The organism is Mesorhizobium sp. M7A.F.Ca.MR.245.00.0.0 (assembly GCF_003997415.1).
Lineage (GTDB): Bacteria > Pseudomonadota > Alphaproteobacteria > Rhizobiales > Rhizobiaceae > Mesorhizobium.
Genome location: NZ_RZTE01000009.1, coordinates 121,848 through 146,464, shown reverse-complemented (window position 1 = coordinate 146,464; position 24,617 = coordinate 121,848). Strand labels below are relative to the sequence as shown.

The 24,617-nt window shown below is 62.0% G+C and carries 17 protein-coding genes and 1 pseudogene; 8 read left to right on the top strand and 10 right to left on the bottom strand.

The genetic code is table 11. From position 1 onward, the window contains the following. Positions 1 to 281: 281 nt before the first annotated feature. Positions 282 to 1,622, top strand: coding sequence for a Do family serine endopeptidase (locus EOB80_RS12930; RefSeq protein ID WP_245466350.1), 1,341 nt, complete (start codon positions 282 to 284; stop codon positions 1,620 to 1,622). Between the two features lie 575 nt (positions 1,623 to 2,197). Here EOB80_RS12930 and EOB80_RS35275 read toward each other — a convergent pair. From EOB80_RS35275 to EOB80_RS12895, 6 genes and pseudogenes are all read right to left on the bottom strand, one after another. After that, entirely contained in the window at positions 2,198 to 2,434 is a 237-nt protein-coding gene (locus EOB80_RS35275; protein WP_127327928.1) for a hypothetical protein, read from the bottom strand. A gap of 469 nt (positions 2,435 to 2,903) precedes the next feature. Beyond that, a pseudogene (locus EOB80_RS12920) lies at positions 2,904 to 4,087 on the bottom strand (diguanylate cyclase). Between the two features lie 740 nt (positions 4,088 to 4,827). Continuing rightward, positions 4,828 to 4,962 carry a hypothetical protein gene (locus EOB80_RS35865; protein ID WP_281057994.1) on the bottom strand — a complete coding sequence of 45 codons (135 nt, stop codon included), beginning with the start codon at positions 4,960 to 4,962 and terminating at the stop codon, positions 4,828 to 4,830. Between the two features lie 8 nt (positions 4,963 to 4,970). Then, entirely contained in the window at positions 4,971 to 5,288 is a 318-nt protein-coding gene (locus tag EOB80_RS12905; RefSeq protein WP_245466349.1) for a KTSC domain-containing protein, read from the bottom strand. A gap of 448 nt (positions 5,289 to 5,736) precedes the next feature. Further along, entirely contained in the window at positions 5,737 to 5,934 is a 198-nt protein-coding gene (locus EOB80_RS12900; protein WP_127266529.1) for a hypothetical protein, read from the bottom strand. A 104-nt stretch (positions 5,935 to 6,038) separates the two neighbouring features. Further along, complete coding sequence (locus EOB80_RS12895; RefSeq protein ID WP_127327927.1) at positions 6,039 to 6,800, bottom strand: hypothetical protein; 762 nt, start codon at positions 6,798 to 6,800, stop codon at positions 6,039 to 6,041. 557 nt (positions 6,801 to 7,357) lie between these two features. Here EOB80_RS12895 and EOB80_RS12890 point away from each other — a divergent pair. The 3 genes from EOB80_RS12890 to EOB80_RS12880 are packed head-to-tail and all read left to right on the top strand — an operon-like array spanning position 7,358 to position 12,820. After that, complete coding sequence (locus EOB80_RS12890; protein ID WP_127327925.1) at positions 7,358 to 8,122, top strand: ImuA family protein; 765 nt, start codon at positions 7,358 to 7,360, stop codon at positions 8,120 to 8,122. After that, positions 8,034 to 9,557 carry a DNA polymerase Y family protein gene (locus EOB80_RS12885; RefSeq protein WP_127327923.1) on the top strand — a complete coding sequence of 508 codons (1,524 nt, stop codon included), beginning with the start codon at positions 8,034 to 8,036 and terminating at the stop codon, positions 9,555 to 9,557. Before EOB80_RS12890 ends, EOB80_RS12885 begins: the two co-directional genes overlap by 89 nt. Further along, a complete protein-coding gene (locus EOB80_RS12880; protein WP_127327921.1) occupies positions 9,554 to 12,820 on the top strand; it encodes an error-prone DNA polymerase in 3,267 nt (1,088 codons plus the stop codon). The genes EOB80_RS12885 and EOB80_RS12880 overlap by 4 nt, the downstream gene beginning before the upstream one ends. 85 nt (positions 12,821 to 12,905) lie before the next feature. Here EOB80_RS12880 and EOB80_RS12875 read toward each other — a convergent pair whose 3' ends face one another. The 4 genes from EOB80_RS12875 to EOB80_RS12860 all read right to left on the bottom strand — a co-directional run bounded on the left by EOB80_RS12875 (position 12,906) and on the right by EOB80_RS12860 (position 15,544). Continuing rightward, positions 12,906 to 13,760 (bottom strand): alpha/beta hydrolase, encoded by an 855-nt coding sequence (locus tag EOB80_RS12875; RefSeq protein ID WP_127327920.1) that lies wholly within the window; start codon positions 13,758 to 13,760, stop codon positions 12,906 to 12,908. A gap of 154 nt (positions 13,761 to 13,914) precedes the next feature. After that, positions 13,915 to 14,625 (bottom strand): hypothetical protein, encoded by a 711-nt coding sequence (locus EOB80_RS12870; RefSeq protein ID WP_206516806.1) that lies wholly within the window; start codon positions 14,623 to 14,625, stop codon positions 13,915 to 13,917. A gap of 5 nt (positions 14,626 to 14,630) precedes the next feature. Then, positions 14,631 to 15,224: an SOS response-associated peptidase family protein gene (locus EOB80_RS12865; protein ID WP_127327918.1), complete on the bottom strand. Its 594-nt coding sequence runs from the start codon at positions 15,222 to 15,224 to the stop codon at positions 14,631 to 14,633. Positions 15,225 to 15,238: 14 nt separating this feature from the next. Further along, on the bottom strand, positions 15,239 to 15,544 hold the full coding sequence (locus EOB80_RS12860) for a hypothetical protein (RefSeq protein ID WP_127327916.1): 306 nt from the start codon (positions 15,542 to 15,544) through the stop codon (positions 15,239 to 15,241). A gap of 165 nt (positions 15,545 to 15,709) precedes the next feature. Here EOB80_RS12860 and EOB80_RS12855 point away from each other — a divergent pair, with 165 nt between their 5' ends. From EOB80_RS12855 to EOB80_RS12840, 4 genes are all read left to right on the top strand, one after another. Then, positions 15,710 to 16,675, top strand: a complete 966-nt coding sequence (locus EOB80_RS12855) for a zincin-like metallopeptidase domain-containing protein (RefSeq protein WP_127327914.1) — start codon at positions 15,710 to 15,712, stop codon at positions 16,673 to 16,675. A 138-nt stretch (positions 16,676 to 16,813) separates the two neighbouring features. Next, positions 16,814 to 18,928 carry a ParB/RepB/Spo0J family partition protein gene (locus tag EOB80_RS12850; RefSeq protein ID WP_127327912.1) on the top strand — a complete coding sequence of 705 codons (2,115 nt, stop codon included), beginning with the start codon at positions 16,814 to 16,816 and terminating at the stop codon, positions 18,926 to 18,928. 163 nt (positions 18,929 to 19,091) lie between these two features. Next, positions 19,092 to 23,381: a strawberry notch family protein gene (locus tag EOB80_RS12845; RefSeq protein WP_127327911.1), complete on the top strand. Its 4,290-nt coding sequence runs from the start codon at positions 19,092 to 19,094 to the stop codon at positions 23,379 to 23,381. Further along, a complete protein-coding gene (locus EOB80_RS12840; RefSeq protein ID WP_127327979.1) occupies positions 23,381 to 24,442 on the top strand; it encodes a toprim domain-containing protein in 1,062 nt (353 codons plus the stop codon). Before EOB80_RS12845 ends, EOB80_RS12840 begins: the two co-directional genes overlap by 1 nt. Positions 24,443 to 24,617 lie beyond the last annotated feature (175 nt).

Below are 24,617 nucleotides of genomic sequence, written 5' to 3'. Positions count from 1 at the left end.
GTCCTCCGCTTCAGACAATCTCCTGCATGTTTGAGTTTGGCGGCTCTCGCGATTCCCGCCAGTCGAAATTTTGGAGCGTCTCAAGCAGGTTTCAATGGCCCGGCATGGGTCACATTTCCCGTCGTCAACGTCTTAGAACCATTTTATCGGGCCGGTGAAACAATCGGCGCGAATCTCAGTTCTGACGTCGGGCGAAAATCAAGGACCCGAATCCGGCAGGAGAACCAGTCATGTCTTACCTCTCTAGGAACTTGTGCATTGGCTTGATCACAGGAGCCCTGATGCTCTCGACTGGCGGCCTTGCTCCGGCCACCGCACAGGAAATTCCGAACGACTTCAGCGCAATTGTGCGTCAGAAGCTGCCAGCCGTTGTCGCCATCACGACCAAGCAGATCATCCAGGATCAAACGACGCTCAACGGCTTTCTCAATCCCTTCGACGGGTCAGGGCGTATCCAGCCCCAGGTGCGAGAAGCACTCGGCTCCGGCTTTGTGATCAGTCCCGAAGGCTACATCGTCACCAATAACCATGTCGTCGCCGACGCAACTGAGATTCATGTCGTGTTCTCCGACAAGGAGACGGCGCCCGCGAGGGTGGTGGGCCGCGATCCGGCAACTGACATCGCGGTATTGAAAGTCGATCCTCGGCCCAACATGACGGCGACGGCCTGGGGGGATTCGGACGCGATGCAACCAGGGGCCTGGACCATCGCCATCGGCAGTCCCTTCGGCCTCGGGGGCACGGTCACTGTCGGCGTCCTTTCTGCCCGCTCTCGCGATATCCAGGCCGGTCCTTACGACGATTTCCTGCAGACTGACGCCTCGATCAACAGAGGTAACTCGGGAGGTCCTTTGTTCAACGCGCGCGGCGAAGTCATCGGAGTCAACACGGCAATCGTGTCGCCGTCAGGCGGCAGCATAGGCATTGGGTTCGCGGTGCCCTCGCGTACCGCTCGGACTATCGTCGACCAGCTGATCAGCACTGGCCGCATCGAGCGCGGCTTCATCGGCGTGCGTCTTCAGGAGATCACGCCCTCCATCGCCGAGGCGCTCGGAATGCCGGGCGCCAAGGGAGCGCTGGTTGCCTCGGTCGAGGCTGGCAGCCCGGCGCAGAAAGCGGGAATCCAGGCCGGCGACGTGATAACCCGGTTCAACGGCAAGGACATCCAAGGCGTCCATGACCTTACGCTGGCCGCAGCAAGCCAGAAGCCGGGATCGAAAGTGACCGTAACAATGAACCGGGGCGGCACAAACCAGGAATTGTCGCTGACTGTCGATCAACGCAGGGACCAGGAGGAACAGACCGGTGCCATTCCAAGCCTGGGGACTGAGGACCAGCGCCTTGGTCTATCACTGAGCCCCATTCCGGACGAAGCGCGCCAGCAACTCGGTCTGCAGGCCGACACCACGGGCGTATTCGTCCAGGATGTCGCTCCCAACAGTCTTGCGGCCGAAAGCGAGCTCCGGCCAGGCGACGTTATCGTGTCGGCCAACAACCGAAACATGACCCAGCCGTCCGACGTCCGTGAGGAATGGGCGAAATCCCGTCAGCAGAAAAAACCAATGCTGTTCCGTATCGACCGGCAGGGACAATCGCTTTTCGTTGCTGTGGCAAACTCCTGACTGACAGGCCAGAGGGCGTCGCGATCTGTGCTGCTGGCCTGGCCACCTACCGGGCGCACCAGAGTTGTGAAGCTGATGAGCGGTGTGTTTTAGGTGGCGGTCCGTTTCACCATTCGGGGTGCGGAAACTGTTCTGCGGCTTTGCACGCACGGTCGGCGACTCCGGTCGGCGAGGCGAAAGTCCACCTCACGTTTCGCGCCTCCGGCGACCACAGAGGTGGACAACGACAACGCTGCGATCCGCTCCTGAGCGCGTGTGCTTTTATCGATGCAAGGAACTTCGCGCCAAAGGTTTAGACGAGCGGTCTCTCGTGTGCTTCCGTGGCTCGCGTGTGAACGCAAGAGAAGTCGGCGATCTCCGAAATCCGCTGTGTGATCAATGATGTAGCGTTGTCCAGTGGCCGGCTGAGCCGCACGCGGCCTGTGATGCCTGCTACTCGGCGTACGATGGTCGGAACCACGCGCAAGACCTATGACTGAACTGAAACGGGCCCAAAGGTCGGCTTCATCGAGGAAGTGTCTGCAACGCTGCCGTGGATGACAGGGCCGAATTGCACATTCGATGGGTTTGCTGATCTATTCCAGACGGGTGCCCGGTTCAACCGGGTCGTCCTCGTCAGGCTTAAGCAAGTCAACAAGCGCGGCCCCTCGTGTTCCCGGAAGTGGGCGCCCCTGTCCCATTAACGCTTCGTCAGCAAAAGCCCATGCCCATGCCTCTCTCAATTCCTCGATCGACGCCCCCGTTGCGATGATCTCCGCAACCGTAATATCGTCGGCTGATCCAATGACGGAGAGAACTTCTTGCCGTGTCATCGTTTGACCGCGTTCTGACTACAACCGAACTAGATGGAGATTTCATGGAGCACTTGCAACCGATCTCATGAGGGCTGTCGCAAGATTCCATGCGCAAGATCAGGGGCTGCGTAACGGGCGCCATTCACCTAGCCAAAGGCGCCACCTAGGGCGCAGGGCGCAGAAATCGGCGGATCCCATGCGCTCGGCATTTTGCGAAGACCAGCAGGTCATCCGGATGATCGCCCATCACTGAGGCCACTTGGTGGAACTCCTCCTGGACCAGCCACGCAGCCGGAATCGGCCGTGGGTGTTCTCAACAACCCGGAAACTCTTTCAGGGGATTATTCTCGAAATCGTAGTCTGCCGGGCGCGATGTGGAGATTACAGGGGAACCCTTGGTCGTCTCGGTGGCCCTGAACTAACCTGTTATCATCGACGCACGGGAAACCCCGTGATTCAGAAGAGCAGATCTCGGGCCACGCACGGCCTATGCCCCAAGGCCGCCCGGCCGAATATGTTTGCGCGCGGATAACTCCGGTCTGTGAAGCAGCACCCTGTTGCGGCCCGTCTGCTTGGCCAGATAAAGTGCGGCATCCGCCCGTTGCTGTAACTGCTCCGGCGAGATCGCCTCAGCGGTCTGAACGGCAACTCCAATGCTCAGGGTGACCCAGCGCGACACATGGGATCCAGGGTTGGGCAAACCGGCAGCCTCGACGCTCTTACGCATTCGTTCGGCCACAGCGGCCGCCTCTTCCTCGTTCACTCCGGGCAGGAGCACGAGGAATTCTTCGCCGCCATAACGGGCAACGTGATCGCGATCACGCCTGACGTTTTCCTTCAAGATAGTTGCGACCTTTACCAAACACCGATCTCCCTCCGCATGGCCGAGGTGGTCGTTTAGCTTCTTGAAGGTGTTTCCGTCATCCAGCGACGGTTGGAGATGCCGGTGAGTGGATCGGTTCTCGCCAGGAGTACCAGTCGATCATTGGCTTTCGCCAGTTCGGCGACCCTGCGTCGGTCGCGAAGCTCAAACAGGAAAGTCTTTTGAGCCAGAATTGTCATGATGCGCCGCGCGGCCACCGTTGCAAAGATACCGCTGGCGAAGAACAGCGTGCCAGCCACTGCACTCCCATGCGCGATGGCCGGGTTCTGCAGTTGAAGCATGAGATAAAGTCCGAGCGCCAGCGCAGCGATAGTCATCGTCCAGGCCAGCGGGATCCCGAAGATTATGATGGCTGTGATGGCCACGAACAACATGACGTTCAATTGCCGTTCGTAGAACTCGCCACCAGCGCTTGCTCCGACCAACGCGACTGACAACAAGATAAGGAACATGCCTGCGATCAGCGAGGTTCCTTGGAGCCAAGGCGCCTGCGGTTTACGCCAAACAAGGACCACGGCCAACGCCACGGGCGGGATGATGGCGCCGGGCAGGAGCATGGACTGCGCTACGACCCATGGAAGCAACGCCGCGTTCAGTGCCAACGTCAGCACATCCAAAAATGCCACCCAGATCATCCACGCGCGGATGATTTTGGCCGTTTGCGACCAGACACGTGCTCGAAATAGGCGTTCGATCTCGCCACGCAGGCTGATTTCGCGCGTACGGCGCGCCAGAAGCCGGTCGACCTCAGCGGCTAGGGCAGGATCATCCTGCACATCGGGGGGCATCAGATCTGACAAGTCGATAGGCCTTACGCTGCTTTCTCCTGAACATCTATCCAAGCCATAGCCGGTCGGCGGTGGGCAGCATGTCAACTTACCCTGAAGATTTGATTTATAGCTGTGATTTGCGAACATTCAGTCCCAAATCATCTGATGCTCGATGCGGGTAGCCGAATTACCTTTGTAATTGCGGTGGCGCTGCGGTTATCCACGCGCCGCCGCCGGGCTCGGCGAAATGTCCCGAGAGCTTCTGAAGTTGAGCACGTGAAGGAATGGGGGTGATGCCGATTTTCGTCATCATCGACCTTTCGAGTATCGCCTGCAGACCAACAGGATGGATTTGGCCATGAAGGAAGCCGACCGGGTATTTCGTTGTTGGATTTCGACATACTCTCCCGGGCTCTTACGTCAGCCATCAGGGAGAGCCCGGAATCCGATTCGACGGTCCAGGCGCGCGAGCTTGTGCGCCTATACACCGGCAAAAAGTCAGCCGACCAAAATTTGGTCGCGGCCTTGCTTCATGCCAGTCGCGCCCAGCTGGACTTGGAAGCATCCAAGGCCAATCGGCCCGGCAAGAATTGACTGAGTACCTGCATCAGCTCGACGTCGCGTGTCGACCGGCTCGGGCTCCATGGGCTTGAACTTCAGAGGGATGCGCCGACTCGCATAGTGCGACTCAATTAGCACGCGCTAAAATGATTCCGGAACACTTTAGACGAATTGAATGTTTGATAGCTATGACGAAGCTATCCGACCTTGGAGCGCCGATCCCTGGTAAGGCGCACGACGGTGAGCCGGCCGACGAGCGCGACAATTTCATGACCTGTCCGGTGTGCGGCCAGCAGTTCGACATGCGCGACTTCCGCCAGGTCGCTTGGCACAATCTACCTCAGCATGTGCCGCTGGAACCGGAGCTTGCCACGGGCCGGAACGCGAAATGGTTGCGGATGCGATCGTTGAAATAGCGGCCCTTGGCAAAGGCAGATTTGAAATCGGCGACCATCTCCGGCGGCACGTCCAGAAAGTCGTACTGCCTGCCACTCGCTACAAACCACACTGAGAGAACCCTGGTTTCCGGGTCGTATTCGAACTTGCGTATCGAGGTTGACGGCATGGTGCACCAAGTGTTGCCGGTGAGCGACCCGCGAGATGGCCCGCCCACTGAGCGGGAGCGGGCCGACCACGGCTGTACGTCCATGGCCATCATCGCCTCCACGGAAGGGACGGTGACAGCATTCCAACTCCCATTGGATTGCGGCGTTCCACACATAAACAAAAAGGCCCGCCACCTCTCAGCAGCGGGCAGTGTAGGTCGCTAGGATCACCCAGCGATAACTAAAGTACACCCCGTCTCGCCAAAAGAGAAATGTTAGATATCTCTAATGTACCATTCGGACCCCTGGGGCTGACCGTGGCGTAAATCCGAGGATATCTTGCGGAGGAAGTCGTGATCGATCGCAGCGGTAGTCCGTCAACCGAGCGCCGCGAGTCGTGCGCGAGAGCACTGGCTTCCGAGCGTTTCCTCCAGCCGAGCCAGTCGGCGACTGACAACGGATTTGCGACGCCCCGCCGCCCCGCCGCACGATGCGTGGTCCCTGCGTGATCTCCCGAAGGTCCTGGCTTCGGCTTTTCTGATCTGGCACATCGTCGGACACTCAGCGCGTCTTGCCGGAGCGAAGATGCATCTCGATCTTGTTGATGGCCTTGGTGAGGATATCGACCGCCTGCAGATTCACTGCGAAGTCGAAGTTCCCTTGCGCCGTTTCGAATATCAGAACGCCGACCTTGGTCTCGTCGTCGCTCATCATGCCTGTTCCAATGCCGGTCGGCATATAGGGTGGTTTTTCTGACATGGTTCTCTCCTCGGGTGCGGTGTGGGCTGGTCAGGTTTTTAGCCATCCAGCGTGCGACCTGGAGTGGCCAAGCAAGATCGATCGACGATGGCCGTGTAACCCGTTCACCGCGAATCGAAATGCATCGACTGGCCGCGCATCATCGCCAGGGTCAGTGCGATTGCAGGATTTGCAGGTGGCTTCTCCATAAGCAGGGAGCCGTCGAAATCGCGCCATGCCGCCATCCGCAATTCTTCACCGTCTTCGCTGGCTGCAGGATCGAAAACATGGGCATCGTAGGGGTCCTGGTCAATCTCGATCGTCCAGTCCTTGAGTGCCTTGCGAGCCATTTCTTCCACCTGGGCGAGGTTGCTGGTGAAGAAGGGGATACGGTCGCCATTTTCCGAAAGCGGCTCGACCTGATCCAGCGTCGGCCGCTCGGGCACCCAACCAAGAACGAAGGCAATATCGAAATCGATCTGGCGGTCCGGCCCGGTCGTGGTCTCCAACCGGGTGACAACATCGGGATAGAGCTGTTTGCGCGCCGGCCACGTGTCCGGGAGCGCCTCGGCCTGCAATCTCGTTCGGGGCACGTCGATCAGCTCCATGATCTGATGGCCCGGAACTTTATCCTCCGGCCAGCCCGCACAACATGCAGTCGTCGCAGCCTCGTCGGCTTCCATCCAGACCGAAGCAGCCTGGTCCTCGTCCTCGGTTGGCTGGTCGTCTTCCGGGAAGCCCTTGATATCCCAGCCTTCCAACGCGAACAAACCTTCCGCGCCTTGCAAAGCCGTAATGCCGGCGCGCGAGAAGACTGCTTCGGCTGCCGCGACCCCGCGTGCCAGTTCCTCGGGCGTTGCACCTTCAATGTTCAAGCGAAGTTCCATGGTTCGCCTCCATTATCAAACTCCCAACAGTGAACAAAATAAGAACAAAGGTGTCAATAGACTCCTGATGGCTTGGATAGGGTAGTTTTTCAATAGGAAAGCGTACATCAGGCAATCGGTTGAGGCTTCGTGCTCAATCCCAACGCAACTGCATTCATGGCCGATGCTACACGCGGACCACCGCGGACGGGGACAGTCGGTCCCGCGTCCCGTCCTGCGGCCGGCGCTATGCTGACGCTCCTACGGCTGTCCTGTTAACCGCCCGCGGCGGGGGCGAATTTCCTCCGTCCCGCGCGCGACAATGTCCGCCATTGCGGACGCGCCCGGGACTGCGGTTTATACGCCGTTTTCCTTGTGCGCCGCCAACCCGGCGCGAACATCCCAACAGGACAGGTGGCCTTCGACGCCTCGTCCTGCTGGCAAACGGTTCTTTCGGTGCCACCGGGCGGTCGCGACAAAATTTCTTCCGCAGCGCAAACTCTCCATGGGCATTGACTCTTTATTAGGAAGGGAACAAATGAGGAACATTCCGCCAGCATGTCGCGTTCAGGGGACAGATGAGTGCATCGACGCCAAACGCTGCTATTTCCGATCTGCGAGATCGCATTGCGCGTCTCGAAGGCGGTAATGCGCGCAAAAGAGCGGTGCTCCCATTCGGTATCTCCTCGATCGACAGTCATCTGCCAGGCGGGGGTGTGGCGCTTGGCGCACTTCATGAAGTTGCCGGCGGCGGCAATGGAGCGATCGATGGCGCTGCAGCGTCGCTTTTTGCAGCCGGGATTGCAGCGAGGACGCAAGGCAAGGTGCTGTGGTGCGTGACGCGCCAGGATCTGTTTGCGCCGGCAATCGCACAGGTCGGACTTCATCCCGACCGGGTGATCTATGTCGAAGCCGGTGACGACAAATCCTTGCTCGCCTGCTTCGAGGAAGGTCTGCGGCATGTCGGGCTTGGAGCTGTGGTCGCGGAAGTGGCGCGCCTGTCCATGACTGCCTCGCGCCGGTTGCAACTGGCATCGGAAGGCTCCGGCGCGATGGGCATCGCCATCCGCCGCTGGCGCCGCCAGACCGAAGCCGCCGATTTCGGGCAGCCGACGGCGTCTGTCACCCGCTGGCGGGTTTCCGTGCTGCCGTCGCGACCGCTGCCTGTGCCCGGCGTTGGTCGGGCGCGATGGCAACTTGAACTGATCCGGTCTCGTGGAGGGGAAACACTCGATATCGAAGTGGAGGCTTGTGATGCCAAGGGTCGTCTCGCTCTTCCTTCCAAGCTGGTCGACCGACCGGCTCAGAAGGAAATTGGGCGACGTCTCGCCGCCACCGGATAAGCCTTTGGTGCTGGTCGGGCGGCACGGTAATCGTCGCCTGGTGACTGCGGTGGATCGCGCGGCACTGGAAGCGGGCCTGCGCGTTGGAATGCCGGCAACGAAGGCGCAGGCCCTCGTCCAGGGGCTGGCGGTCATGGATGCCGAACCTGAAGCAGACGCGCAGGCATTGGATCGGTTGGCCCTGTGGGCTTTGCGGCGGTACGCGCCGATTGTCGCAGCAGAACCTCCCGACGGATTGGTGATGGATACCACGGGCGCCGATCATCTTCATGGCGGTGAACGCTTGATGCTGGCCGATATGGTCGAACATCTCGGCAAGGTCGGCTTCTCGGCGCGCGCAGCCATAGCGGATAGCTGGGGTGCTGCTCATGCGGTGGCGCGATACGTGAAGCAGACCGTCAGCGTGGTCGCCGTCAACGCAACGCAGGATGCGATTCTTCCACTGCCCATCGCGGCACTGCGGTTGCCCGACGCAATCGTCAGGGGTTTGCGGGTTCTCGGCTTCGACAGGGTAGGCGAGCTTCTGCAGCAGCCGCGCGCGCCACTGACGTTGCGCTTCGGGCCGGAACTCGGCCGCCGGCTTGACCAGGCTGCTGGACGCCTCGCCGAGCCGATTGAGCCGGTGCGATCAGCGGATGTGGTCGAAGTCCAACGTGCCTTTGGCGAGCCCATCGGTGCGGCCGAGACAATCGCGCGCTATGTCGGCAAGCTTGTTCAAGCGCTGTGTGTCGATCTCGAGACCAAGGGCCTCGGGGCCCGGCGGCTCGACCTGCTGCTCTACCGCGTCGACAACCGCATCGAAGCCGTTCGCGTCGGCATGGCCTTGCCTGTCCGCGATGTGAAGCGGCTGACACGGTTGCTCTGCGACAAGATCGAGATGGTCGATCCGGGTTTCGGCATCGAGTTGATGCGCCTGTCCGCGCCCTTGGCGGAATCACTCGCCCCCAGGCAGACCGTTTCGTCGCTGATCGAGCAACGGGATGCAGACATCTCGGATTTGATCGACACACTCGGCAACCGTGTCGGTGAGGAAAAGCTCTATCGGTTTACCCCGGTTGCCAGCGATGTGCCCGAGCGATCTTTCCGGCGTGTAGCCGCTGCATCCGCTGAGACCGGCGACGCATGGCCAGACCATTGGCCGCGTCCGGCTCGCTTGTTTACCGTGCCGGAGCCGATCGAGGCCATTGCGCTGCTACCGGACCATCCTCCGGCGAGCTTCACCTGGAAAGGCATCCGTCGACGGATCAAGCGCGCCGATGGTCCCGAGCGGGTTTTCGGCGAATGGTGGAAGCGCGACGCCGAGCTAACTGCCGTGCGCGACTATTTCCAGGTCGAGGACGAAGCCGGCGAGCGGTTCTGGATTTATCGCGCAGGCGACGGCGAGGATACCGCGACCGGCTCGCATCGCTGGTTCCTGCACGGCATCTTCGGATGAACGCGTGCTATGTCGAGCTGCAATGCACCTCGCATTTTTCCTTTCTGCGGGGCGCGAGTTCATGTGAGGAACTGTTCGCGCAAGCAGCCAGCATGGGAATGCCCGCCCTTGCCATCTGTGATCGCAACAGTCTGGCCGGCATTGTCCGCGCGCACGAGGCTGCAAAGGCAACCGGCGTCAGGCTGATCGTCGGCTGCCGGCTGGATCTGGTGGAAGAGATTTCCATCCTGGTCTACCCGACCGGTCGCGCGGCCTACTCGCGGCTGTGCCGCTTGCTGTCGCTGGGCAAGAAGCGTGGCGGCAAGGCGAAATGCGTGCTGCATTGGGCTGACGTTGTCGCCTATGGCGAGGGGCTCCTTGCAGTGCTCGTGCCCGACCAGGCAGATGACACATGCTCACTCTGGCTGCGCCGGCTGCGCGACGCATTTAGCGATCGCGCCTATATGGCGCTGACGTTGCGGCGCCGTCCCAACGAGGCGCTGCGGCTGCACGATCTGGCCAATCGTGCCGGACAGGCCCACGTGCCAACGGTTGTCACCAATGATGTCCTGTTCCACGAACCGTCACGGCGCATCCTGCAGGACGTCGTCACCTGCATCCGGCACAATGTGACGATCGATGATGCCGGGTTTCGGCGCGAGCGGCACGCCGACCGATATCTGAAGCGGCCCGATGAAATGGCACGGCTGTTCAGCCGCTACCCCGAAGCGCTCACGCGGACGATCGAGATCGCCGAGCGCTGCCGGTTCTCATTGGACGAGCTTGCCTATCAATATCCCGAGGAGCGGATGCTGCCGGGTCTGACACCGCAGCAAGCCTTGGAGAAACTCACCTGGGAGGGCGCGACGGAGCGCTTTCCCGAGGGCGTGCCGGACAAGGTCGTTGGCACGCTCAGGCACGAGTTGCAGCTCATCGAGAAGCTGCAATACGCGCCGTATTTTCTGACGGTCAACTCGATCGTTCGCTTTGCCCGCAGCCAGGGCATTCTCTGCCAGGGCAGGGGATCAGCAGCCAACAGCGCCGTCTGCTATGTGCTCGGCATCACCTCGATCGATCCCGACCGCAATGACCTGCTGTTCGAACGCTTCGTCTCGGAGGAGCGGCGTGAGCCGCCTGACATCGATGTCGATTTCGAGCATGAGCGTCGGGAAATCGTCATGCAATGGGTGTTCGAAACCTATGGCCGCGAACACGCCGCGCTCTGCTCGACGGTCATCCGCTATCGCTCGAAGGGCGCCTTGCGCGATGTCGGCAAGGCGCTTGGACTGCCCGAAGACCTCATCAAGATGCTGTCCTCGCAAGTGTGGGGCTGGTCGGACGAAGGCGTCCAGCCGAAACATGCCGAGGAGCTGAACCTCAATCTCGGCGACCGTCGCCTGCGTCTGGCGCTGGACTTGGCCAGGCAGCTGATCGGCGCGCCGCGGCATTTGTCGCAACATCCGGGCGGCTTCGTCCTGACCCGCGACAGGCTCGACGATCTGGTGCCGATCGAGCCAGCCGCGATGAAGGATCGTCAGGTTATCGAATGGGACAAGGACGACATCGACGCGTTGAAGTTCATGAAGGTGGACGTGCTGGCGCTCGGCATGCTGTCCTGCATGAAGCGCGGTTTCGATCTGCTGGCCGAGCACAAGGGCATCACTCTCGATCTCGCGACCATCCCTGCCGAGGATCCACGCACCTATGCGATGATCCGCAAGGCCGACACGCTCGGCACCTTCCAGATCGAATCCCGCGCCCAGATGTCGATGCTGCCGCGCATCAAACCGCGTACTTTCTACGATCTTGTCATCGAGGTTGCGATTGTTCGGCCAGGCCCGATCCAGGGCGACATGGTTCACCCCTATCTGCGCCGGCGCGAAGGCAAGGAAGACGTCGTCTATCCCAAGCCTGAGCTCGAAAAGGTGCTTGGAAAGACGCTGGGCGTGCCGCTGTTCCAGGAGCAGGCGATGCGGGTGGCGATTGAATGCGCCGGCTTCACGCTAGGCGAAGCGGATCAACTGCGCCGCGCCATGGCGACCTTCAAGCACACCGGTGGCGTTTCCAGCTTCGGCGCCAAGCTGATCGGCGGCATGGTGAAGAACGGCTACGAGCGCGAGTTCGCCGAAAAGACCTTCAAGCAGCTCGAAGGCTTTGGCAGCTATGGCTTTCCCGAAAGCCATGCCGCCAGCTTCGCCCTGATCGCCTACGCCTCGTCCTGGATGAAATGCCATCACCCCGATGTCTTCTGCGCCGCTCTTCTCAATGCTCAGCCGATGGGCTTCTACGCGCCGGCGCAGATCGTTCGCGATGCACGTGACCATGGCGTCGAAGCGCGCCCTGTCTGCATCAACGCCTCGCGTTGGGATTGCACGCTCGAGCCCACCGCCGATGACGGTCGGTTCGCTGTCCGGCTTGGTCTGCGCATGGTCCGGGGTCTTGCCAACGCCGATGCTGCGACCATCGTCATCGCACGCGCAGACCAGCCCTTTGCGTCGGTGGATGACCTCTGGCACCGCGCCGGTGTTCCTGCTGCCTCTCTGGTTGAACTCGCCCAGGCTGACGCTTTCCAACCATCCCTATTGCTGGCGAGGCGTGAGGCCCTGTGGGCGATCAAGGCACTGCGCGACGAACCGCTGCCACTGTTTGCGGCGGCCTCCGGCCGCGAGCAGCGGACGGTATCGGAGATCCAGGAGCCCCTTGTCGCGCTGCGTGCGATGACCGCCGGCGGCGAAGTGGTAGAGGACTATGGACATGTTGGACTGACCCTGCGCGACCATCCTGTTTCCTTCCTGCGCGCCGACCTGGGGCGCAAGCGCATCGTCTCGTGTCGCGAGGCCATGCAGGCGCGCGACGGGCACTGGCTCGAGGCGGCTGGCCTCGTGCTGGTCCGCCAACGACCTGGCTCGGCCAAGGGCGTCATGTTCATCACAATCGAGGATGAGACGGGCATTGCCAATCTGGTCGTGTGGGTCAAGGTCTTCGAAAAATATCGCAGGGTCGTGCTCGGCGCCGGCATGATTGGCGTTTATGGTCGCATCCAAAGGGAAGGCGAGGTGGTCCATCTTGTCGCTCATCGTTTGAGCGATCTTTCCGCCGATCTGGCCAGCGTTGGCGATCGTGAGTCTGCCTTTCCCCTGCCGCATGGCCGCGGCGACGAATTCCATCATGGCAGCCCGACGCCCGATCCGCGCGGCATGCCGAAGGGGCCGAGGCCGCGGAATATTATCGATCCCTATCTGCACATCGACCAGATCAAGGTGAAGACACGGGATTTCAAATAGGGCGGTGCAAGAACGGGTCTGCCGAACAATGGCTGGGTTCGTCGACACGCATGGGCCATCGCTCAATCGGTGCTTCTGTCATTTTTCAGAGAAAGGCCTTGAACGCTGCTGCGAGAGCGGCGGGATTTTCTTCGGCGACATGGTGCCCGCTCCTGATTCCGTAGCCCCCCACGTCGTCGGCCCAGTGCTTCCAGATGGCAACCGGATCGCCATAAATCTGCTCCAAATCGTCGTCGAGTGACCAAAGACAGAGCATCGGACAGCGCACCTTCCTGCCGGCATCTCGATCTTCGCGGTCGTGGCGATGGTCGATCCTTATGCCAGCGCGGTAGTCTTCGACCATGCCATGGACGATGGCTGGATCGTGGATGAATGAAACCAATTCGTCATAGGCATCGTGTCCCATCTCATCTGGCCGCAAGTCACTATACCATGCCATCGGGTCTGCCAGGATGGCCCGTTCCGGCTTCTCGGGTTGAGCAAAGAAGAACCAGTGGTACCAATCGCGGGCAAAGTTCCAGTCGGCCCGTTCCAGATGCTCGATAACTGGCAACCCATCCACGGCAATCAGCTTTCGCACCAGGTCGGGATGGTCCATCGCCATTCTGAAAGCGACCAGACTTCCACGATCATGCCCGGCGACGAAGAAAGCGTGGTGGCCCAACCTTTCCATCACCTCCACCAGCGCCGAAGCCTTTGCCCGCTTGGACGAGAACCTGCTCTCGGGGTCATCGGCCGGTACGTAGGAGCGACCGAAGCCCGGAAGGTCGGGGCACACGATCCTGAAATCTGCTGACAGCAAGTCCGCGACCTGGCCCCACGTCATATGCGCGCGAGGATGGCCATGGATCAGAAGCAGAGGCGGCCCAGATCCGCCATGCCGAAGCCGTATCGGCCCGCCCTCGGTTTCCATCATTTTAAGCACGAAGTTGTCGAACATTGGCCATCCTCAAAAACGGGCTGTTGTCGGCTTGAAGAACTCCTTCAGCATGGAATGGTTCGGGACCGGCCAATCGCGACTGCAGATCGTTTCGGCTCCCGGTTAGCTTTCGCTCAGGGTCCATTCTGGACGCGCGAGTGGCTACAAGGCGGATCTAACGGAGCAGGCCCTCGTCGTCGAACGCGTCCCAGCCCTTCAACTTAGGCCGGGGAGCGTCATCTCTGGGGTTATTCCCGGCGCCGCGAACCTTCTCGCTACCCTTTCCCGCCCGCGTCAGGGCAGCCTTGCCGGCGCCACGTCGCCTGTTCTCTGTAACTTGCTGCGCGTCTTCTTCGCGCCAAAGGCTTGGCAGATCGCGATCAAGGATGTCCTCGATGTGCTTGGGATCGAACACGTGGAAGGTGACGGCCTTGGATCGACCGCGCATCTTCACGGTGCGGGTGCCAATGCTTTGCAGCCGTCCGTCTTTCAGCCACTTGTGACGCTCACGCGAAGAAATTGCGAGGATGTCCTCCGCCTCGCGCGGCAGGACCGGGAGTACTTCGATGGTTTCCAGGGTCTTGGCGATCTTGTTCGAGGCGGCCTCGAACTCTTCGGCATCGTCTTCGCGCATCCGCAATGTGATGCGACCCGTCTCGGCTTTGATGTACTTCCTCACCGCCCATGGCAGGCGGGCACGTATTTCACGCTCGATACCTTTCGTGCGCACCGACGAGCCAAGCGTGGCTGATGGCGGAAGTGGCCACTCGGCAATCAATGACAACGAGGTGCTGACGCTTTGGCGAGAGCCGCGATCTCGAGGGGCCGCAATTGCCGCAGCGATGCCGCCAAGAATCTTCCGTGTTTGCGCAAAACGCACCGGCATCTGAGCTAGTCGCTTCCTTGTCGCACGGTTTCTACCGCCAGCGACCCGGCCGGCAGGGCCTTCAACAGCTCCACCTCGGGTTTCGTGAGGTAGATCCATGCCGCCCAATCGTCCGGGCGCAGAACCACAATCTGGCGATTGTGGATGGGCGCCACGTCCGGGCCGGGTTCCGTCGTCAGCATAGCGAACGTCGGGGGCTTGTTGCCTTCGCCATCGCGCCACAGGCCGGCGATCGCCATGAACGAGGCGCCGTTGAGCGTGAAGCGATGCTTAGCCTTTGGAGACTTCTTTCCGGTGAATTCGAAGAAAGCCGACGCCGGAATAAGGCAGCGCTTGCTGTTGGAGAAGTTCCGTCCTTCCGAACGGAAGTTGAAGATCGGCCCGCCTTTTGGTCCGGAGGGCGGAAAGGCAAAGGTCATGCGCGTGAGTTCGATCGTGTCGCCGGCGGCGCGCATGATCGGGGCGGGATCACTGATGCGGACGTCATCCGCCTGCGGCAAATCCAGTTCGGTTTGATGGGGGGGAATGTCGAGCGCCAGTAATTGCATCATCCTGCAATATTCGGCCCAGGCGATATGCTGCTCATAGTCGTTGCACATGGCTACCCACGCTTTCAGTCAGTTGATGACTTATAACAAATAACGCGGCTTGGCTGCGGCGCCACCATCGCGAGATTTTCCGCTATGCCCGAAATCTCGCGATCTGCTTGAGCATCGCGCGGTTTGTCGGTGATGACATCGCCGTGGCTCACAATGATGCGCTCAAGGTCAGGCCCACCAGACCATCTGCGGAAAGCCTGGCCCAGCGCCTGGCCGTCCTTGACAAAGAACCTCTTGGCAACACGCGGCATGCTGGGCCGGTCGACGCCAAAGCCAAGCACACGCGCTACAATGTGGGCACAATTTGCGAGGGTCTTCATCCATACGGGCTTCCATCCCTGACGTGAGATCGGCCACGCCGATGCTACTTCCTGCCGCCGCTGGGTACCGAGATGGGTCCATGAGAGTGAGAGTGCAGACCCGGTTTGCCGTGACGGGTTGAAGGTCGGGAGAGAGGCTCCTGGCGCCCGTCGCGGAGAACCGCGATGCCCAGAAATACCGCTAGCGCCCGTTCCGGCAACGACCGGCCAGGCCTCTATACGGAAATCACCGACAAGATCATCGCCGAGTTGGAAGCCGGACGCATTCCATGGGTGCAGCCCTGGGGCACGGCGGCGGCAAAGGCGCCGCTCGCCATGCCGGAAAACGCGTCGACCCACCGTCGCTACTCCGGCATCAACATTCTGATCCTGTGGGGCGCGGTCATCGAGCACGGTTTCACCGGACAGAGCTGGCTGACATTTCGCCAGGCGCTTGGGCTCGGCGGCAACGTCAGGAACGGAGAACATGGCACGACCATCGTCTATGCCGACCGCTTCGTGCCCGACGATGAGCGCAACCGAGCCCGCGAGAGCGGGCACGAAGCACAGCCGGTCCCATTCCTCAAACGCTTCACGGTCTTCAACGCCGATCAATGCGAGAACCTGCCGGAGGACGTCGCCGCCGTCGCGCCACCACCTCTGCCGGGCATGATCGAACCGCAAGCAGAGGCGCTGATCCGGGCCACCGGCGCGGATTTTCGGATCGGAGGCAGCCGCGCTTTCTACAGCCCTGCGAGCGACTTTGTGCAGGTCCCGCCGCCAGCCGCCTATTTCGAACCGATCAACTGGCACCGTACCGCGTTCCATGAACTGGGGCATTGGTCGGGTCATTCCTCCCGCCTCGGCCGTGATATGACCGGTTGCTTCGGCTCGAAATCCTACGCGCGGGAGGAACTGGTGGCTGAGATGGCCGGGGCCTTTGTCTGCGCTTCTCTCGCCATCGTGCCGCCGGTGCGCCATGCCGACTACATCGGCTCGTGGCTGGCGGTCCTGCGCGAGGATAATCGCGCCATTGTCCGTGCCGCCAGCGCCGCCTCGAAGGCCGCCGAATTCATCCTCGGCTTCCAGCCTGGCGTGGATCAGCAAGCCACCGCGGCAGCGGCGAACGACAAACGGGAAGCGGCGTGGTGAGCCACGCAGAACCGGAGTCGGGACAGCGCTTCGCCGGCTTCCCGGTTCGGTGGCCAGGAGAGTGAGAGGGGTGCCGGTATTTCATGACGGGTTTGGGTCGAGAGAGAGGCTCTCGGCCACCGTCGCGGAGAAAACACCATGGCTACTGCCGTTCAAAAGATCACCTTGTCGTCCTCGCGCGACATCCCTTTCAACAAGTTGGTGCTCGCCCAGAGCAACGTCCGGCGCATCAAGGCCGGCGTCTCGATCGAGGATCTGGCGGCTTCGATCGCCCGCCGGGGCCTGATCCAGAGCCTCCATGTTCGTCCCCTGCTCGATGCCGGCGGCGACGAGACAGGCATATTCGAGGTGCCGGCCGGCGGTCGCCGCTACCGCGCTCTCGAAATGCTCGTGAGCCAGAAGCGGCTTGCCAGGACCGCACCCGTTCCTTGTGTCATGGGCCACAACGCTGTCCTGGCGGAGGAAGTTTCGCTGGCCGAGAACATCGATCGCGTCCCACTTCATCCATTGGATGCCTATCGCGCGTTCAAGGACATGCGCGACAAGGGCATGTCGGAGGAGGAGATTGCCGCCGCTTTCTTCATCTCCGTCACCATCGTCAAGCAGCGCCTGAAGCTCACCGCCGTGTCGCCGGCGCTGCTCGATGTCTATGCCGACGCCGGAATGACGATCGCTCAGCTCGAAGCGTTCTCGGTCAGTGACGATCACGCAAGACAGGAGCAAGTGTGGGAGGCGATCAAGAACAGCTGGTCGAAAGAGCCATACCAGATTCGCCGCATGTTGACGGAGAACACTGTCCGCGCTTCCGACAAGCGTTCCGTGTTCGTTGGGCTCGATGCCTATGAGGCAGCTGGCGGCCAGGTGCTGCGTGACCTCTTCCAGTCGGATGACGGCGGATGGCTCCAAGACGCGCTGCTGCTCGACCGTCTTGTCGCCGAAAAGCTCCAGCTCACGGCTGATGAAATTGCCAATGAGGGCTGGAAGTGGATCGAGGTCGCGGTGAGCTTTCCCTACGGCGCCGCGAACGGCTTGCGTGAACTCCACGGCACGCCCGTTGACTTGACCGACGAGGAGCAGGCAACGCTCGGGGCGCTGCGTGACGAGTTCGACAAGCTGCAGGCGGAATACGAAGAGGCGGACGAGTTGCCCGATGAGATCGACCAGCGGTTTGGCGAGCTTGAAGCCGCCATTTGTGCGCTGGAGGCGCGCCCCGTCCACTTCGATCCGGTCGACATTGCAAAAGCGGGTGTCTTTCTCAGCGTTGACGCCGATGGATCGCTTCTCGTCGAGCGTGGCTATGTGAAGCCGGAGGACGAAGCTTCCGTTGCGCCCGATGGCGAGAGTGACTTCGGGGCCGGGGGAACCGACGATGGGGCGACGTCGGTCCAGCGGGCGGTAATTACCATCGGCGGCCAGCCAGCTCAGCCGCAGGATGATGAGGAGGATGGCATCAAGCCCTTGCCGGATCGCCTGATCATGGAACTGACCGCCGAGCGCACGCTGGCGCTACGCGACAAGCTCGCGAACGATCCGGCGATCGCCTACCTTGCCGTGCTCCACAAGTTCGTGCGCGACGTGTTTTCCCGCTACAGATCACAGGGTGTCGCGATGGAAGTCTCTGTCCGCGGCACGGTTTTCTCGGCCCAATCTGCCGAGCTTCGCGACACGCCTTACGCGCACGCGATCGAAGTCCGCCACGCGGCCTGGGAAACCCGTTTGCCTGGGGGGGTCGACGACCTCTGGGATGCGCTTGCGGCGCTTACTGACGACGAGCGAGCCGCGCTTTTTGCCCATTGTGCATCCTTCGGCGTGAACGCCCTTTATGAAAAGGCCGATCGCTATGGGAACGGCGCTATCTCGGCACATGGCGTGCAGGAGCGTCTCACTGAGGCCGATCACCTGGCCCGGGTAGTCGGCCTCGACATGGTCGATGCCGGTTGGCGGCCGACGGTCGGCAACTATCTCGGGCGCGTCACCAAGGCACGTATTATCGAGGCCGTTCGCGAGGGTGAAGGCGAGAGCGCCGCCCAGCTTATCGACCACCTCAAGAAGGACGACATGGCCAAAGAGGCGGAGCGGCTGCTGGCCGACAGTGGCTGGCTGCCCGAACCGCTGCGGCTCATCGACCTCGATGCCGAGGGCGCGTCAAACGCGGACGAGGCAGACAAAGCGCTGCCCGATTTTCTCGCCGGTGACGACGAAGACAGTCGGGGCGACGAGAAGAGTGAGCAGCAACTCGACGCCGCGGAATAGCCTCGGCTTCGCGGATGATCTGGCTGCCCGGCACTCGCAAGAGCGCCGGGCCTTTTTGTGTGCGGTGGTCAGAGTGAGAGGGCGGGCGCGACGGGTTTGAGCCCGTCCGGTCAGAGAGAGCGCCGGAGGGCTTTCCCGTGTCGCTCTCCGAAGGACCTTCCCGATGAACGTTTCGTTCCCGACAGCCACCGCCGACCCAGCCGCGGCAATCCACGCGGCAGCGCTGCTTCTGCTTCCCCATCTCGAACGGGGTCACCGTATCGACATGGCTCTTCTGCGCGGTGCTATGGAAGCGTCGTTTGAAGCGTCCGACGCAAGCGGCGCCTGGGACTGGAAGACCGCCTACGATGCATGCGAGGCAGCAACCGTCCTCTTCCTGCGCAAATACGGAAAATCACTTCTGCGCAAAGCCGGATCTCCGGCTCGCGCCTTGCCGCTTTTTGGCAGGATCGCTGGCCTACTGCCCACGCAGACGCGCCGCTCCGAGGAAAGTCAGGCGTTGCAGCAGTTCTCGACGCCGATCCCGTTGGGCCTCGCGGCTGTCACTGCGGCGGCCATCACCCCCTTCGATCGCGTTCTGGAGCCATCCGCCGGCACCGGTCTGCTCGCCATCCTCGCCGAGATCGCCGGCGGCTCGCTCGTCCTCAACGAACTTGCCGAGGTCCGCGCCGGCCTGCTGTCCAGCCTCTTTCCGGCGGGTGCGGTGACCCGGTTCGACGCCGCACAGATCGATGACCATATCGATCCGGCGATCATGCCGACTGTCGTGCTGATGAATCCGCCATTTTCCGTCCTCGCCAATGTGCAGGGTCGCGTCTCCGACGCAGCCTGTCGCCACATCGTCTCGGCGCTCGCCCGGCTTGCCGACGGTGGTCGCCTGGTCACGATCAGCAGCGCGAATTTCGCACCGGAGGCACCCGCCTGGCGTAACGCTTTCATCCGTCTGCAGGAGCATGGCCGCGTCGTCTTCACGGCGGCTATCGAGGGCTCTGTCTACGCCAGGCACGGCACAACGATCGAGACGCGCCTGACGGTCATCGACAAGCTGCCGGCCAATGATCCTTCTGTCTTTCCGGTCTCTCCCGGTCTTGCCCCGGACGTTGCAACGCTGCTCAGTTGGATAGAAGGACATCTTCCGGCAAGGTTGCCGGTCGCCGACACGGTAAAGGTCGCTCCCCTTGTTGCGATACCGCGCCGCGTGCGCGGCTGTCTCGATCGCTCTATCGCTACGCCTGCTCGGCCGGCGCCTTCCGAGCCGGCCGGCGTTGAACTCTCGTATGAAACGATCGACTGGGCACCCGACGAGAGAGTGCGGCTGACTGACGCGATCTATGAGCATTACGGGTTGCAGACGATCCGTATTCCAGGCTCCCAAGCGCATCCGACCAGACTCGTCCAATCCACCGCGATGGCGTCCGTCGCGCCGCCAAAGCCCAGCTATCGACCAACGCTTCCCGTCGATATCCTGACGTCACTCTCCGATGCTCAGCTTGAAACCCTGATCCTCGCCGGCGACGCCCATTCGGCCTTTCTCGCCGGGTCATGGATGGTCGACGATACGTTCGATATCGTCACAGCCGCACCCGAGGACGCGGAAGGGGCGGTGCGCTTCCGACGCGGGTTTTTCATCGGGGACGGCACGGGCGTCGGCAAGGGCCGAGAGTCCGCCAGTATCGTCCTCGACAACTGGCTGCAAGGCCGCCGCAAGGCCGTATGGATCTCCAAGTCGGACAGGCTGCTTGAGGATGCGCAGCGCGACTGGTCGGCCCTCGGAATGGAGCGCCTGCTGGTCACTCCACTGTCGCGCTTCCCGCAGGGCCGTCCCATCGCTCTGGCGGAAGGCATCCTGTTTACAACCTATGCCACGCTGCGTTCCGACGACCGTGGCGAGAAGGTTTCGCGGGTCAAGCAGATCGTCGAATGGTTGGGCTCCGATTTCGATGGTGTGGTCATTTTCGACGAGGCGCACGCGATGCAGAACGCCGGCGGCGGCAAGGGAGAACGCGGGGATGTCGCGCCCTCGCAGCAGGGCCGCGCCGGCCTGCGTCTGCAGCACGCACTGCCGAGCGCGCGTGTCGTGTATGTCTCCGCGACCGGCGCGACCACGGTCGGCAATCTGGCCTATGCGCAACGGCTCGGCCTTTGGGGTGGCGAAGATTTTCCGTTCTCGACCCGGGCGGAGTTCGTCGAGGCGATAGAGGCGGGTGGCGTGGCAGCCATGGAGGTGCTCGCCCGTGATCTGCGGGCGCTCGGACTTTACACAGCTCGTTCGCTCTCCTTCGACGGCGTCGAGTATGAACTGCTCGAGCACGAACTGACGCCAGAGCAGCGGCGCATCTACGATGCCTATGCTGGCGCCTTTGCCATCATTCACAACCATCTCGATGCTGCCATGCAGGCGGCGAACATCACGGGCGATAGCGGCACGCTGAACCGCCAGGCGAAGTCAGCCGCGCGCTCGGCCTTCGAGAGCGCCAAGCAGCGCTTCTTTGGTCACCTCCTGACATCGATGAAGACGCCAACGCTGATCCGCTCGATCGAGCAGGATCTCGATGCCGGTCATTGCGCGGTCATCCAGATCGTTTCCACAGGCGAAGCGCTGATGGAGCGGCGGTTGGCAGAGATACCGACGCAGGAATGGAACGATATCCGCGTCGACATCACACCGCGCGAATATGTGCTCGACTACCTCGCCCAATCCTTCCCGGTCCAGCTCTATGAGCCCTTCACGGATTCCGAGGGCAACCTGTCATCCAGGCCGGTCTATCGTGACGGGCAACCTGTCGAAAGCCGCGAGGCGGTCGCGCGTCGCACGGCGCTGATCGAAAAGCTTGCCAGCTTGCCGCCGGTCCCCGGCGCGCTTGACCAGATCATCCAGCGCTTCGGTACGGGAATGGTGGCGGAGGTGACGGGGCGGTCGCGGCGCATTGTGCGGAACGGAGACCGATTGATGGTCGAGAGCCGCGCGGCCTCCGCAAATCTCGCCGAGACGCAAGCCTTCATGGATGATGTGAAACGTGTTCTCGTCTTTAGCGATGCCGGCGGGACGGGACGCAGTTACCACGCCGACTTGTTGGCGCGGAACACGCGGTTGCGCGTCCACTATCTGCTCGAGCCCGGTTGGAAGGCCGACACCGCCATTCAGGGTCTTGGTCGCACACACCGGACCAATCAGGCGCAGCCCCCGCTGTTTCGGCCGATCGCGACCAATGTGAAGGCGGAGAAGCGTTTCCTCTCCACCATAGCCCGCCGCCTCGACACCTTGGGCGCGATCACGCGCGGGCAGCGCCAGACCGGCGGGCATGGCCTGTTTCGGCCAGAGGACAATCTGGAATCGCACTATGCGCGCGCTGCCTTGCGCCAGCTCTATCTGCTGGTCGCCCGCGGCAAGGTCGAAGGGTGCTCGTTGCAGGGGTTCGAGGAGATGACTGGCCTGAAGCTGATGGACGATAGCGGCATCAAGGATGAGCTGCCGCCGATCAGCACATTCCTCAATCGCCTGCTCGCACTCACCATCGACCTGCAGGACATCCTGTTCGCGGTCTTCGAGCAGTTGCTTACAGCCAAGGTGGAAGGCGCCATCGCGGCTGGCGTCCATGACGTCGGGCTGGAAACGATGCGGGCCGAGAGCTTCGTGATCACCGGGCGGCGCACGATCTACATCCATCCGGGCACCGGCGCCGAAACGCAGCTCCTCACCATCGCGCAGCGCCAGCGCAATCGACCCATGTCAGTCGAGGAGGCTGTCGCCCATCTCGCCGCGTCACATGTCGTTCTCCTCATCAACGAACGGTCAGGGCGCGCAGCAGTGAAACTGCCGGCACCCTCGTTCATGCTCGATGACGGTGAGATCGAGCGACGGGTCCGCCTGATCCGGCCAATAGAACAACATCATGCCTCACTGCGCATGATGGAGGAGAGCCACTGGGCCAACGCGGATCGCGACGCTTTCGAGGCGGCGTGGAGCGCCGAGGTTGCCGGCATCCCCGCGTTCACCGATTCGACCATCCACATCGTCGCGGGCTTGCTGCTGCCGATCTGGAAACGGCTACCCAACGAATCGAGCCGCGTCTATCGCCTTCAGACCGATGACGGTGAGCACATCATCGGTCGCAGGGTTTCGGCGGCCTGGGTCGCCAGCGCACTCGCAATCGGTGTGAGTCCGTTAACCGCGGCGGACGCCTTCAACGCATTGATGGATGGCGGCACGACTCTCGACCTTGCTGAGGGACTTCACCTGCGCCGCGTCCGCATCATGGGCGCCAATCGAATCGAGCTTTCGGGCTTCACCGACGCTATGCGCGAGCGGCTCTCGGCGGACGGGCTGTTCCACGAGATCATATCGTGGAAATTGCGCATGTTCGTCCCCATCGACGCGACGGGACCTGCGGTACTTGCCACGGTCCTTGAGCGCTATCCTGTGCAGCGCGTCAGTGAGAGGGAGGCAGCATGATGTTCCCTCACAATGCTTCCGAGCTGGCACACCGTCTTGCCCGACAGGCCGAAGCGGTGTGCCGCCGCTATCTCTCCAATGGTCACCGCGAAGGCCGGTACTGGCTGGTTGGCGATGTTCGCAATTCGCCTGGGCGGTCAATGTTTGTCCGCCTTGAGGGTCCGGATTCGGGTAAAGGCGCGGCAGGCAAGTGGACGGATGCCGCCACCGGCGAGCACGGCGATCTGCTCGACGTCATCGGGGAATGTCTTGGCACGGCGGCCTTCAAGGACGTCGCCGATGAGGCGCGCAGCTTTTTGTCCATGCCCCAGCCAACCCCCGATAAGACTGAATGCAGACGACGATCGGCTGCCGCCCCTTGCGGCTCTGCCGAAGCGGCCAGGCGGCTGGTCTCCATGTCGCACGCGATGTCAGGCACGCCCGTCGAGACATACTTGCGCGCACGCGGGATCACAGCCTTGCACGAAACAGCCTCTCTTCGCTTTCATCCGCGCTGCTACTATCGTCCCGACGAATCCGGGCCGACCGAAACCTGGCCCGCAATGATCGCGGCTGTGACCGACCTCAACGGCAAGCTCACCGGCGCCCACCGCACCTGGCTCGATCCGCGCGGCTTCAGCGAAGCCAATCTCGGCCGAGCTTCGATCGACACGCCGAGGCGAGCCATGGGCGAGTTGCTCGGGCACGCGGTCCGCTTCGGCGTCTGTAGTGACGTGATGGCGGCCGGCGAAGGCATCGAGACGATGTTGTCGCAGCGTTCAGCGCTGCCCTCCTTACCAGTCATCGCAGCCCTGTCGGCGGCACATCTGTCAGCCATCCTGTTTCCTGGCACACTGCGGCGGCTTTACATCGCTCGCGACAATGATCCGGCAGGGGATGGGGCAATGGCGACCCTCGTCGAGCGCGCCAGCTCGGTCGGGATCGAAGCGATGGCGCTGACACCGCAGCTCGGCGACTTCAACGAGGATCTGCGCCTGCTTGGTCTGGACGCCGTCAGAGCGTCGTTGCGGGTTCAGCTCGCACCCCAGGACGTCCCACGTTTCATGCCCCTTGCGGCCTGACCGGAAGGAGGGACGTGATGGCGGCAAGTCGCTGTCGGGTGTCATGCGCATATTGCGTTTCTTCGCGTGGACGTGGGCCGGCCCACGGCCTTCCAGAGGGCGATCGGGCAGCAGGCGGCCCGGACCGGCAATGGCCGCGCCCAGCTATTTTCCGGCGGCCCTTTCCACCCCACGC

Coding starts and splice junctions, on each gene's coding strand:
- EOB80_RS12930 (WP_245466350.1), top strand. CDS start 282: ATGCTCTCGACTGGCGGCCTTGCTCCGGCCACCGCACAGGAAATTCCG.
- EOB80_RS35275 (WP_127327928.1), bottom strand. CDS start 2,434: ATGACACGGCAAGAAGTTCTCTCCGTCATTGGATCAGCCGACGATATT.
- EOB80_RS12905 (WP_245466349.1), bottom strand. CDS start 5,288: ATGATGGCCATGGACGTACAGCCGTGGTCGGCCCGCTCCCGCTCAGTG.
- EOB80_RS12900 (WP_127266529.1), bottom strand. CDS start 5,934: ATGTCAGAAAAACCACCCTATATGCCGACCGGCATTGGAACAGGCATG.
- EOB80_RS12895 (WP_127327927.1), bottom strand. CDS start 6,800: ATGGAACTTCGCTTGAACATTGAAGGTGCAACGCCCGAGGAACTGGCA.
- EOB80_RS12890 (WP_127327925.1), top strand. CDS start 7,358: ATGAGTGCATCGACGCCAAACGCTGCTATTTCCGATCTGCGAGATCGC.
- EOB80_RS12885 (WP_127327923.1), top strand. CDS start 8,034: ATGCCAAGGGTCGTCTCGCTCTTCCTTCCAAGCTGGTCGACCGACCGG.
- EOB80_RS12880 (WP_127327921.1), top strand. CDS start 9,554: ATGAACGCGTGCTATGTCGAGCTGCAATGCACCTCGCATTTTTCCTTT.
- EOB80_RS12875 (WP_127327920.1), bottom strand. CDS start 13,760: ATGTTCGACAACTTCGTGCTTAAAATGATGGAAACCGAGGGCGGGCCG.
- EOB80_RS12870 (WP_206516806.1), bottom strand. CDS start 14,625: ATGCCGGTGCGTTTTGCGCAAACACGGAAGATTCTTGGCGGCATCGCT.
- EOB80_RS12865 (WP_127327918.1), bottom strand. CDS start 15,224: ATGTGCAACGACTATGAGCAGCATATCGCCTGGGCCGAATATTGCAGG.
- EOB80_RS12860 (WP_127327916.1), bottom strand. CDS start 15,544: ATGAAGACCCTCGCAAATTGTGCCCACATTGTAGCGCGTGTGCTTGGC.
- EOB80_RS12855 (WP_127327914.1), top strand. CDS start 15,710: ATGCCCAGAAATACCGCTAGCGCCCGTTCCGGCAACGACCGGCCAGGC.
- EOB80_RS12850 (WP_127327912.1), top strand. CDS start 16,814: ATGGCTACTGCCGTTCAAAAGATCACCTTGTCGTCCTCGCGCGACATC.
- EOB80_RS12845 (WP_127327911.1), top strand. CDS start 19,092: ATGAACGTTTCGTTCCCGACAGCCACCGCCGACCCAGCCGCGGCAATC.
- EOB80_RS12840 (WP_127327979.1), top strand. CDS start 23,381: ATGTTCCCTCACAATGCTTCCGAGCTGGCACACCGTCTTGCCCGACAG.